The following is a 13,097-nucleotide window of genomic DNA, read 5'->3' as shown; positions in this document are numbered from 1 at the left end:
CCGCACCCGACACGGCCCGCCCCAGACGGGGCGCGTAGACCATGCCACCACGCACCGCCACTTCGGGCTCACCGGAGGCGAGCGCGGCCGTCACCACGGCCCAGGACTCGTCCGCACCATCCACATCCAGCAACGCGAACCGCCCCGGATTCTCCGCCCGAGCCGCCCGCACCAGACCCCACACCGCCGCCAGAGCCGGATCCACAACCCGCTCATCGAGCGCCACAGCCCCCTCGGTCACCACCACCAGACGCGCACCCTCGAACCGCTCCTCCGCCAGCCACTCCCGGGCCAGGCCAAGGACACGAGTAGTCACCTCGTGTGCGGCCTCGTCGGTGCCGTCGGTCGGGCGTTCGACCCGGATGAGCACATCGGCGGGAACGGTCTCGTCCGGTCCCGGCAGAGCGGTGCCGACGACCGTCGGCACCTGGCCCGCGCCCGAACTGGTGGGGACCTTCGCCCAGTCGAGCTGGAAGAGGCCGTCCATGGGGCCGGCATCGGTGGTCGCGAGGTCGCCGGATGTCTCCCGCAGCATCAGTGACTCCACCGAGGCGACCGGACCGCCGGTCGGATCGGCCAGTTCCAACGCGACCGCGTCCGGCCCCACCGGCACCATCCGCACCCGCAACGCACGCGCACCCGACGCCCACAGCGACACCCCCGCCCACGAGAACGGCAACCGCGCCCGCCCGTCCCCGAACGCCGACGTGAACATCACCCCGTGCAACGCGGCGTCCACCAACGCCGGATGCGCACCGAACCGGTCGGCGACCCCCTCCTGCTCCTCCGACAGGCCGACCTCGGCGAACACCTCCTCGCCGCGCCGCCACACACCGCGCAGCCCCTGGAACGCCGGACCGTACGACAGCCCCAGCGCGGCGAAACGCTCGTACGCACCCTCGACCGGCTCCGCCACCGCGTCCCGCGGCGGCCACACACCGAAGTCGAAGCGGTCGGCGACCGGCACTTCCGCGGGCGCGGACAGCGCACCGGTCACATGGAGGGTCCACGGATCGGTGCCGAGGGCCTCCTCGGCACGGGAGTGGATCTCCAGTGGGCGTCGGCCGGCGTCGTCCGCCGCACCCACTCGCACCTGGATCCGGACCCCTCCCCGCTCGGGCACCGCCAGCGGCGCCGCGATCGTCAGGTCCTCCACCCGGTCGCAGTCGGCCTGCTCACCGGCCCGCAGCGCCAGCTCCAGGAAACCGGTCCCCGGAAACACGGCCACGCCGGCGATCACGTGATCCCGCAGCCACTCCTGCGTGGCCAACGACAGACGCCCCGTCAGCAGCAGCCCGTCGGCGCCGGCCAGTTCCACCGCGGCACCCAGCAGCGGATGCTCCGCCGATCCCAGGCCCACCGCACCCAGATCCCCGAGCGTCGAGCTGCCCGTGTCGCGGGACCAGAAGCGGCGTCGCTGGAAGGCGTACGTCGGCAGGTGGACCGGTTCCTGCTCGGGGCCGTCGGACGGGTCCTGGGAGAACGCCGTCTCCCAGTGGACCGGAAGGCCGCCGACGTAGAGCTGGGCGAGAGCGGCGAGCTGGCTCTCCGGTTCGGGGCGGTCCTTGCGCAGGGCGGTGGCGAAGTGAGGGGAGCCGTCGTCCAGGCAGGTCTGGGCCAGGGCCGTCAGCTGTCCGTCGGGGCCCAGCTCCAGCAGCCGTCCGGCCTTGCGTTCCGCCAGGGCCCGGACCCCGTCGGCGAAGCGGACCGGCCGGCGGACGTGCCGCACCCAGTAGTCGGGGGAGGTCAGTTCGCCGGGCTCGGCCGGGCGGCCGGTGACGTTGGAGATCACCGCGGTACGCGGGGAGCTGTAGGTGAGGGTCTCGGCGACGGCCCGGAAGTCGTCGAGCATCGGTTCCATCAGCGGGGAGTGGAAGGCGTGGCTGACCCGCAGGGGCGTGGCCTTGCGGTCCTGGGCCCGGAAGTGGGCGGCCACCCGCTCGACGGCCGCGGCCGCACCGGAAATCACCACCGACTGCGGCCCGTTGACCGCGGCGGGGCCCACCTCGTCGTCGAGCAGCGGCAGCACCTCGTCCTCGGTGGCCTGGAGCGCGACCATCGCACCGCCGGACGGGAGCGCCTGCATGAGCCGACCGCGGGCCGCCACCAGGCGGCAGGCGTCGGCCAGGGACCACACTCCGGCCACGTGCGCGGCGGCGATCTCGCCCACCGAATGGCCCATCAGGACGTCCGGGCGCACGCCCCAGGACTCCAGCAGCCGGAAGAGGGCGACCTCCAGGGCGAACAGGGCGGGCTGCGCGTACTCCGTACGGTTCAGGCGGTCGGCGTCCTCGCCGAAGACGACCTCCCGCAGCGCGAACGGGAGTTCCGCGTCGATCGCGTCGAAGGCGGCGGCGAAGACGGGATACGTCTCGTACAGCTCCCGGCCCATGCCGAGCCGTTGCGAGCCCTGGCCGGAGAACAGCACGGCCAGCCGGCCGCCGGGCCGGACGGAGCCCGTGACGGTGGTGGGGTGGGGTTCGTCGGCGGCGAGGGCGGTGAGGCCGGTGCGCAGGTCGTCGAGGGTACGGCCGGTGACCACAGCGCGGTGTTCGAAGGTGGAGCGGGTCGTGGCGAGGGCGCGGCCGATACGGGCCGGGTCCGGGTGGGGCTCGCCGTCGAGGTGCTTGAGCAGACGTGCGGCCTGTGCGGTCAGTGCGGCGCGGCTGCGGGCGGAGAGCACCCAGGGCAGGGGGTGTTCGCCCGTCGACTGCTGCGGGCCGGCCTGGGGCGCGGCGTTCGCGAGCGCCTCGTCCGTCTCGTTCGCCTCGTCCGTCGGGTCGGGCGAGCCGGGCGCGGGGGCCTCTTCGACGATCATGTGGGCGTTGGTGCCGCTGATTCCGAAGGAGGAGACGGCGCCGCGGCGGGGCCGGTCGTCGTCGCGGGCCCACGGCTGTTCGCTGGTGAGCAGGCGGAGGTCGGCGGCCGTCCAGTCGATGTGCTGGGAGGGCTCGTCGGCGTGCAGGGTGCGGGGCAGCAGGCCGTGGCGCATGGCCAGCACCAGCTTGATGATGCCGGCGACACCGGCGGCCGCCTGGGTGTGTCCGATGTTGGACTTCACCGAGCCGAGCCACAGGGGCCGGTCCTCGGGACGCGCGGCGCCGTAGGTGGCGACCAGCGCCTCCGCCTCGATGGGGTCGCCGAGCGGGGTGCCGGTGCCGTGGGCCTCGATGGCGTCGATGTCCCCGGCGCTCAGGCCGGCGTCGGCCAGGGCCGCGCGGATGACCCGTTCCTGGGCGAGGCCGTTGGGGGCGGTGAGGCCGTTGGAGGCGCCGTCCTGGTTGACGGCGCTGCCGCGGATCACGGCGAGTACGGGGTGGCCGTTGCGGCGGGCGTCGGAAAGGCGTTCCAGGAGCAGCATGCCGACGCCCTCGGCGGGTCCGAAGCCGCTCGCCGCGGCGGAGAACGCCTTGCACCGGCCGTCGGCGGCGAGGGCACGCTGGCGCCCGAAGTCGACGAACATCTCGGGTCCGGACATGACGGTCACGCCGCCGCTCAGGGCCAGGTCGCATTCGCCGGAGCGCAGGGACCGTACGGCGAGGTGGAGTGCCACCAGCGACGACGAGCAGGCCGTGTCGACCGTGACCGCGGGCCCTTCGAGGCCGAAGGAGTAGGCGATGCGGCCGGAGGCGACGCTGGTGGTGCTGCCGGTGAGCAGGTGGCCGCCGAGGTCGGCCTGTGAGTCGTGGGAGCGCGGCTGGTAGTCCTGGGCGATGGCGCCGACGAACACGCCGGTGCCCGATCCGCGCAGGGAGGCGGGGACGATGCCCGCGCGTTCCACGGTCTCCCAGGCGGTCTCCAGTAGCAGCCGCTGCTGCGGGTCCATGGCCTGGGCCTCGCGCGGCGAGATCTCGAAGAACTCGGCGTCGAACAGCGGGGCGTCGTGCAGGAAGCCGCCCTCGCGGACGTACGAGGTGCCGGGCCGGTCGGGGTCCGGGTCGTAGAGCGCCTCCAGGTCCCAGCCGCGGTCGGCCGGGAACGGGGTGACGGCGTCGGTGCCGGAGGCCAGGAGCTGCCACATGGCCTCGGGGGTGTCGGCCCCGTGGGGGAAACGGCAGCCCATCGCCACGATCGCGACGGGTTCCCGCTGCTGTTCCTCGATGTCCTGCAGACGCTTGCGTGTCTGACGAAGGTCGGCCGTGACCAGTTTGAGGTAGTCCCGCAGCTTCTCTTCGTTGCTCGCCATTCGATGCCACTTCCTAGGAGGAGCCCCGAGGGGGTCCACAGACGTCGGGTCCTGAGCGGTCCGGGGTCGGTCGGGGTCAGGAAATGCCCAGCTCGTTGTTGATGAGGTCGAACATCTCGTCGTCCGTCGCGGATTCGAGTCCGGTGCCGGCCGAGGTCGTGTCGTCCGCGCCGCCTGCCCACCGGGTCAGCAGTTCCCGGAGTCGGGCGGTCACCTTGTCGCTCAGTCCGGCGTCGGCCGTCGCGCCGTCGGCGGCACGGTCCACATCGGCCATGGCGGATTCGAGTCTGTCGAGTTCCGCGAGCAGGACGTCCGCGGGTTGTGCCTGGTGCGGTGCGCACTGTTCGAGCAGGTGGCGGGCGAGGACGGCGGGTGTCGGGTAGCTGAAGACCAGCGTGGCCCGCAGGGTGAGCCCGGTGGCCGCACCGAGCCGGTTGCGCATCTCGACCGCGGTGAGCGAGTCGAAGCCCAGCGACTTGAACGGCCGGTCGGCGTCGACCGTTTCGGGGTCGGAGTGCCCGAGGACGGCCGCGGTGTGGGTGCGGACCAGGTCCAGAGCGGCCTGTTCCCGTTCTTCCGCGGACAGCGGAGTCAGCTGCTCGGTGAAGGACTGCGTCGTACCGCTGCCGCCGCCCGGTGTGCCTGCGGTGGCACCAGGGGTGTCGGTGGCGGCCCGCCGGACCGGGGTCCGGGCCAGCGCCTTCAGCAGGGCGGGCGGTTCGGCGCCGCGGCGTTCCAGTCCGGCCAGGTCGAGACGGGTGGGCAGCAGCAGTGCCTGGTCGGCGGCGAGAGCCGTGTCGAACAGGGCCAGGCCCTCCTCGGCCGGCAGCGGGGCGAGGCCCATGCGGCCGATGCGCCGGAGGTCGGCGGCTCCGAGGGTTCCCGCCATGCCGTCGTCGGTGTCCCACAGGCCCCAGGCCAGGGAGAGTGCGGGCAGCCCCTGGGCCCTGCGGTGCTGGGCCAGGGTGTCGAGGACGGCGTTGGCGGCGGCGTAGTTGGCCTGCCCCTGGCTGCCGAAGGTGGCGGCCACGGAGGAGAAGAGGACGAACGCGGACAGGTTCAGGTCGCGGGTCAGCTCGTGCAGGTTCCACGCGGCCTCGGCCTTGGGCCGCAGGACACGGTCGACGCGGTCCGGCGTCATGGCGTCGAGGACACCGTCGTCGAGGACACCGGCCGCGTGGATGACAGCGGTGAGCGGACGCTCGGCGGGGATCTGGGCCAGCAGTCCGGCCAGGGCGTCCCGGTCGGCGATGTCGCACGCGGCGACGGTGACGGTGGCACCCAGCCCGGTCAGTTCCGCGGCGAGCTCGGCGGCGCCCGGGGCGCCCGAGCCGCTGCGGCTGGTCAGCAGCAGATGACGGACGCCGTGGCGGGTCACCAGGTGCCGGGCGAACAGGGCGCCGAGGGTGCCGGTGCCGCCGGTGACCAGGACGGTGCCGTGGGTTCGGGTGGCCGCGGAGGACCCGGTGCCTCCGTCCTCGACCGGGGTGCGGGCGAGGTCGATCGGCACCTCGGGAACGGTGAGGACGATCTTGCCGGTGTGCCGGGCCTGGCTCAGGTGGCGGAATGCCTCCGGAGCGCGCCGTACGTCCCAGGTGGTGACCGGAAGCGGACGCAGCGCCCGCTGTTCGAACAGTGCGAGCACGTTCGTGAGCATCTCGGCGGTGTGGTCGGGGTCGACGTCCCTGAGGTCGAACGCCCGGTACCCGACGCCGGGGTGCTGCGCGGCGACGGTCTGCGCGTCGCGCAGGTCGGTCTTGCCCATCTCGATGAAGCGGCCGCCGCGCGGCAGCAGGCGGAAGGAGGCGTCGATCAGTTCCCGGGCAAGGGAGTTGAGGACGACGTCCATGCCGCGTCCCTGGGTCACGCGCAGGAACTTCTCCTCGAAGGCCGCATCGCGCGAGGACGCGATGTGGTCGTCGTCCAGGCCCATCGCCCGCAGTGTGTCCCACTTGGCGGGAGCGGCGGTGGCGAACACCTCGGCGCCCAGGTGCCGGGCGAGTTGTACGGCGGCCATGCCGACGCCGCCGGTGCCCGCGTGGACGAGGACGGACTCGCCGGGCCGCAGGTCGGCCAGGTCCACCAGGCCGTGGTAGGCGCTGAGGAAGACGATGGGCGCCGCAGCGGCCTCGGTGAAGGACCAGTCGTCGGGCTGCCGGGTCAGCAGCCGGTGGTCGGTCACCGCGACCGGCCCGTACGCCCCGGAGAACAGTCCGAGCACCCGGTCGCCGACGGCGAGGCCGGTGACACCCGGGCCGGTCTCCAGGACCACACCCGCGCCCTCGCGGCCGGGTACTTCGCGGTCGAGCATGCCCAGGCAGACCAGTACGTCGCGGAAGTTGACGCCGGTGGCCCGTATCGCCACGCGTACCTCGCCGGGAGCGAGCGGTCCGCCGGCCTCGGGGCAGCCGACCAGGGCCAGGCTGTCGAGGGTGCCGGGCGTGGTGACGTCGAGCCGCCACAGGGGTTCACCGGGCGGCGGGAGCAGTGCGCCACCGGTGCCGGCCGGGGCCAGGCGCGGCACGTGGGCGACACCACCGCGCACGGCGAGTTGCGGCTCGCCGGTGGCCAGGGCGGGCGCCGGGTCGGTGGGGGTGACCTGGTCGGCGGACGTGGCCTGGTCGGCGGAGGTACGTGTCTCGGGCGCGAGGTCGAGCAGGACCAGGCGGCCGGGGTGCTCCGACTGCGCGGAGCGGACGAGCCCCCAGACGGAGGCGGCCACCGGGTCGATGAGCGCCCGCTCGTCGTCGGCGGGTACGGCGCCCCGTGTCACCAGCACCAGCCTGGCGGCGCCGAAGCGCTCGTCGGCCAGCCAGTTCTGTATGAGGGAGAGGACGTGGTGCAACGCTGCCCTGGTGGCTTCCACGGTCTGCGAAGCACCGGTTCCGGCCGTGTCCGGCAGCGCCGCCGGTCCCTCTGCCAGGGACGGGCCGCAGGCGGCAAGCACCGTAGCGGGAAGGGGCGTTCCGGCGGCGACGGCGTCGGCCAGCGCCGTGAGATCGGGGTAGTGACCGGCCGGGGCTTCGGGAAGCCCGGCGGTCCCGGACCCGACGACGGCCCAGCTCTGGGCCCGGTCGGGGAGGGAACCGGACGGTGCGGGCAGCGCTCTCCAGTCCACCCGGAACAGCGCGTCCCGCGCCCCGGCAGGGTCGCCGCCGGCGGGTGCCAGGGCGTCCCTGCTCACCTCGCGCAGGGTGAGCGCGTCGACATGGGCCACGGCACGGCCCTCGGCGTCGGCGATGGTGAGGGTGAGGGTGTCCTCGTCCACCGGCGACAGCCGCACCCGCACCGCGGACGCGCCCACCGCCGCCAGCGAGGCACCGCTCCACGAGAACGGCAGCCGCACGCCGGCAGAGTCACCGGAGTCGCCGGGGCGGTCCGACGCCGTCCGCCCGGCGGCGAGCCAAGCGTGCAGGGTCGCGTCCAGCAGAGCCGGGTGAAGGCCGTGACGCCCGGCCTCGCTGTGCTGGTCGACGGGCAGCCGGACCTCGGCGTAGACATGGTCGCCCCGCCGCCAGACGGCGCTCAGGCCCTGGAACACCGGGCCGTAGGCGTATCCCTCAGCCACCAGCCGCTCGTAGAAGCCGCTGAGAGAGACGGGGGCCGCGTCGGTGGGCGGCCAGTTCTCCAGGTCATGGGTCCCGCTGACGCGGTCCGCGTCCTCGGCGCTCTCCGCGCTCTCCGCGTTCTCCGAGCTCCCGGCGTCGAGGATGCCGGTGGCATGGCGTGTCCAGCGCTCGGCCGCGGCCTCGGTGGTGTCGCCCCGCGAGTAGAGCGACACGGTACGCCGCCCCGATTCGTCCGGGCCCCCGACGGCGACCTGGACGCGTACGCCACCCCGCTCCGGCAGGACCAGCGGCGTCTCCAGCGTCAGGTCCGCGACCCGTCCGCAGCCGACCCCGAGACCGGCCTGAAGCGCCAGTTCCAGGAAGCCGGTGGCCGGGAAGAGGACGGCACCCGCGACGACATGGTCCCGCAGCCAGGGATGGGTCTTGAGAGAGAGCCTGCCGGTGAAGAGGGCCCCCTCCCCTTCCGCCAGGGCGACTTCGGCGCCGAGCAGCGGATGCCCGGAAGCCGTGAGCCCGAGCCCGGCGGCGTCGCCCGCCGTGACGCGCGGGGCGCCCGGCCAGAAGTGCTGCCGCTGGAAGGCGTACGTCGGCAGGTCGACGCGGCGGGCACCGGTGCCGGTGAACACCTGCGGCCAGCGCAGGTCGCTGCCGCGGGTGTACAGAGCGGCCACGGCGTACAGCAGGGTCCCGGACTCGTCGCGGTCCTTGCGCAGCGCCGGTACGAAGAGTTCCCGTTCGGCGGGGTCGGCACCGGCCTCGGCCCGGGCCAGCGCGGTAAGCGTGCCGTCGGGGCCCAACTCCAGCCAGTTACCCACGCCTTCCGCACGGACCCGACGGACGCCGTCGGCGAACCGCACGGCGTGCCGGACGTGCCGCACCCAGTAGTCGGGCGTCATGAGGTCGGCGGCGTCGGCGTGGTCTCCGGTGAGCGCCGAGACCACGGTCATCCGCGGCGCCTCGTACGTGAGGCTTTCCGCGACGCTCCGGAACTCGGCGAGCATGGGCTCCATCAGCGGAGAGTGGAAGGCGTGGCTGACCCGCAGCCGGGTCGCCTTGCGGTCGAGACCCCGGAAGTGTGCGGCGATCTCGTCGACGGCCGCTTCGGTGCCCGCGACGACGGTTGCCTCCGCGCCGTTGACAGCGGCGATGCCGGCCTCGGCCTCGCGGCCGGTGAGCAGGGGCAGGACCTCGTCCTCGGACGCCTGGAGCGACACCATCGCCCCTCCAACCGGGAGCGCCTGCATCAGCCGGCCCCGCGCCGCCACCAGACGGGCCGCGTCGGCCAGCGACCACACCCCCGCCACATGCGCGGCCACGATCTCACCGATGGAGTGACCGAGCACGACGTCCGGGTGCACACCCCACGACTCCAGCAGCCGGAAGAGGGCGACCTCCAGGGCGAACAGGGCGGGCTGCGCGTACTCCGTACGGTTCAGGCGGTCGGCGTCCTCGCCGAAGACGACCTCCCGCAGGCTGAACGGGAGTTCCGCGTCGATCGCGTCGAAGGCGGCCGCGAAGACCGGGTACGTCTCATACAGCTCCCGGCCCATACCCAGCCGTTGGGAACCCTGCCCCGCGAACAGGAACGCCGTACGACCGCCCCCGGACACCGCAGAGCCGGTGACCACATGCCCCACGGACTCCTGCTCGGCCACTGCCCGCAGACCACTCAGGGCCTGCTCCCGGTCGGCGGCCACGACCACGGCACGATGCTCCAACGCTGAACGCGTCGTCGCCAACGACAGCGCGACATCACGATGCGACAGCCCCGAATCCGACGACAGCCACGCCACCAGCCGCTCCGCCTGACCCCGCAGCGCTCCGTGCTCCGCGCCGGACAGGGGAAGGAGGACGTTATGGTCGTCTGTCTCGGCAGTGGCGGTGTCGTCGAGTGCGGCAGTGGGGGTCGGTTCGTTCGCTTCTTCGAGGATGACGTGGGCGTTGGTGCCGCTGATACCGAAGGACGACACACCCCCTCGACGGGGACGACCCGTCTCGGGCCACTCCACTGCCTCCGTCAGCAACTCGATGTCGCCCGCCGTCCAGTCGACGTGCGAGGACGGCTCGTCGGCGTGGAGGGTGCGCGGCAGCACCCCGTACCGCATCGCCATCACCATCTTGATCACACCACCGACACCGGCAGCCGCCTGCGTGTGGCCGATGTTGGACTTCAACGACCCCAGCCAGAGGGGCTGTTGACGGTCCTGGCCGTAGGTGGCCAGCAGCGCCTGCGCCTCGATCGGGTCACCCAGCGGCGTCCCCGTGCCATGCGCCTCCACCACGTCCACGTCGGCCGGCTTCAGCCCGGCACCGGCCAGCGCCTGCCGGATCACCCGCTGCTGCGACGGACCATTCGGCGCCGTCAGACCATTGCTCGCACCGTCCTGGTTCACCGCCGACCCCGCGACCACCGCCAGCACCCGGTGCCCGTTGCGCCGGGCGTCCGACAGCCGCTCCACCAGCAGCAGACCCACACCCTCCGACCACGCCGTACCATCCGCGCCGTCCGAGAACGCCTTGCACCGACCATCCACCGCCAGCCCCCGCTGCCGCGAGAACTCAAGGAAGGTCTCCGGGGTCGACATGACCGTCACACCACCGGCCAGTGCCAGATCGCACTCACCGGAGCGCAGCGCCTGCGCGGCCAGGTGAAGGGCGACCAGCGACGACGAACACGCCGTGTCCACCGTCACCGCAGGACCCTCGAAACCGTACGTGTACGCAATACGCCCCGACGCCACGCTGCCGGTGTTCCCAGTCATGAGGTACCCGCCGGAGTCGAGCTCGCCCGAGCGGAGGACGGAGCCGTAGTCCTGCGCCATGGCGCCGGTGAAGACGCCGGTACGGCTGCCGCGCAGCGTGCCCGGGGCAATACCGGCCCGCTCCAGCACCTCCCACGACGTCTCCAACAGCAACCGCTGCTGCGGATCCATCGCCAACGCCTCACGCGGCGAAATACCGAACAACCCCGCATCGAACTCCGACGCGTCGTAGAGGAAACCACCCTCACGCACATACACCCGGCCCGCCGTGCCCGGCTCCGGATCGTAAAGACCCTCCAGATCCCAGCCACGATCCGACGGGAACCCACCGATCGCGTCCCCGCCCTCACTGACCAGCCGCCACAACTCCTCCGGCGAACCCACCCCACCCGGGAACCGGCACGCCATCCCCACGATCACCACCGGATCATCGGACGTGCTCGTCGGCGCGGGCCGCAGGGCGGACGCACTCGGTTCCTCGCCGCCGAGGAGCTCCGTCCTGATGTGCCGCACCAGGGCGCTGGGCGTCGGGTAGTCGAAGATCAGGGTGGTGGGCAGCCGCATGCCGGTGGCGGCGTTCAGACGGTTGCACAGATCGACCGAGGTGAGGGAGTCGAAGCCCAGGTCATCGAAGGTGCGGTCTGCCTCGATGTCGGCGGCCGAGGCATGGCCGAGCACGGCCGCCGCTGCGCCGCGCACCAGGTCGGACAGGAGTCGGTCACGGTCGGCCGGCAGGGCCGCCGCCAACTGTGTCTTCACGTCCTGTCGGTGGGCTCCGGTAGCGGCCTCGGCCTTGCGACGGGCCCGAACACGGACCAGGGCACGCAGCAGCGCGGGAACCTCCTCCGCCGCCCGCCGACGCAGCCCCGCGAGATCGAGGTCGATCGGCAACACTGCGGCCCGCTCCAGCCCGGCGCCCCGCTCCAGCGCAACGTCGAGGAGCCCCAGGGCTTGTTCGGGGGCGAGCGGCTGCATGCCGCCGCGGGCCATGCGCCGCAGGTCCGCCTCGGTCAGCTCGGTGGTCATGCCCGCGCCGGGCGCCCACGGTCCCCACGCCAGCGCGGTCGCCGGCAGGCCGGAGGAACGGCGTGTGACGGCGAAGGCGTCCAGGAAGGCGTTGGCAGCCGCGTAGTTGGCCTGGCCCGCGCCGCCGAACGTCCCCATGACCGACGAGAAGACGACGAACGCGGACAGGTCTGCGTCGCGGGTCAGCTCGTGCAGGTGGACCGTCGCGTCGGCCTTCGGACGCATGACCTTCGCCAGGCGCTCCGGGGTGAGGGAGGAGAGCACACCGTCGTCCAGGACACCGGCCGTGTGCACCACAGCGGTCAACGGGTGGTCGACGGAAACGGTGTCCACCATGGCAGCCACCTGATCGCGGTCGGCGACATCCACCGCCGCCACCTCGACCTGCGCGCCCAACCCAGTGAGTTCGGCCACGAGTTCACCAGCGCCCGGAGCCTCCAGGCCGCGTCGGCTGGCCAGCAACAGATGCCGGATACCGTACTCGGTCACCAGATGCCGGGCCACCAGCGCACCCAGACCACCCGTACCACCGGTCACCAACACCGTGCCGTCCGGATCCAGCGGCACCGGGACCGTCAGGACCACCTTGCCCACATGCCGCGCCTGCGACAGATACCGGAACGCCTCCGGGGCCCGCCGCACATCCCAGCACGTCACCGGAAGCGGCTTGAGCACACCCGCCTCGAACAGCGCAACCAGCTCGGCCAGCATCTGCCCGATCCGCTCCGCCGCCACATCCATCAGATCGAACGCCCGATACACCACACCCGCATGCTCGGCAGCCACCACATCCGCATCCCGGACATCGGTCTTGCCCATCTCCAGGAAACGCCCACCACGCGGCAGCAACCGCAGCGACGCATCCACGAACTCACCCGCCAGCGAGTCCAGCACGACATCCATGCCACGACCACCGGTCGCCGCCAGGAACACTCCCTCGAACTCCGTGTCCCGGGACGACGCGATATGCGCATCATCCAGACCCAGCTCCCGCAGCGTGTCCCACTTGCCCGCGCTCGCCGTACCGAACACCTCAGCACCCAAATACCGCGCCAGCTGCGTGGCAGCCATCCCCACACCACCAGCCGCCGCATGCACCAGCACCGACTCCCCGACCCGCACCCCACCCAGCTCGGTCAGCGCGTGATACGCAGTCAGGAACACGATCGGCACCGACGCCGCCTGCGCGAACGACCACCCCGCCGGAACCCGCGCCACCGTCCGCGCATCCGCCACCGCCACCGGCCCGAACGCACCCGAGAACATCCCGAACACCCGGTCACCGACCGCCAGCCCGGACACACCCGGCCCGACCCCGGTCACCACACCCGCACCCTCCAGACCGAAGTCCTTCGCATCCCCCGGATACATACCGAGCGCGTTCAGCACATCACGGAAATTCACACCCGCCGCACGGACAGCAACCCGAACCTGCCCCGCCACCAACTCCGCATCCGCCACCTCCGGAACCGCCCGCAGGCCCAACCCCTCCAGCGTCCCCTTCTCCACCACATCCAGCCGCCACGCCGACTCCCCCACAGGCACCGCCAACAC

General features: G+C 72.7%; 2 protein-coding genes. Both read right to left on the bottom strand.

What is annotated here, in order from left to right:
* Positions 1–4,186 (bottom strand): type I polyketide synthase (locus IE277_RS45510; protein WP_189959864.1); only part of this gene is annotated, 4,186 nt, incomplete at its 3' end.
* Positions 4,187–4,262: 76 nt separating this feature from the next.
* Positions 4,263–13,097, bottom strand: an 8,835-nt coding sequence (locus IE277_RS45505; RefSeq protein WP_189959863.1) for a type I polyketide synthase, incomplete at its 5' end; no start/stop codon positions are given.

Source organism: Streptomyces alanosinicus, assembly GCF_014650595.1.
In the GTDB taxonomy this organism is placed as follows: Bacteria; Actinomycetota; Actinomycetes; order Streptomycetales; family Streptomycetaceae; genus Streptomyces; species Streptomyces alanosinicus.
This window is presented reverse-complemented; position numbering and strand designations above follow the sequence as displayed.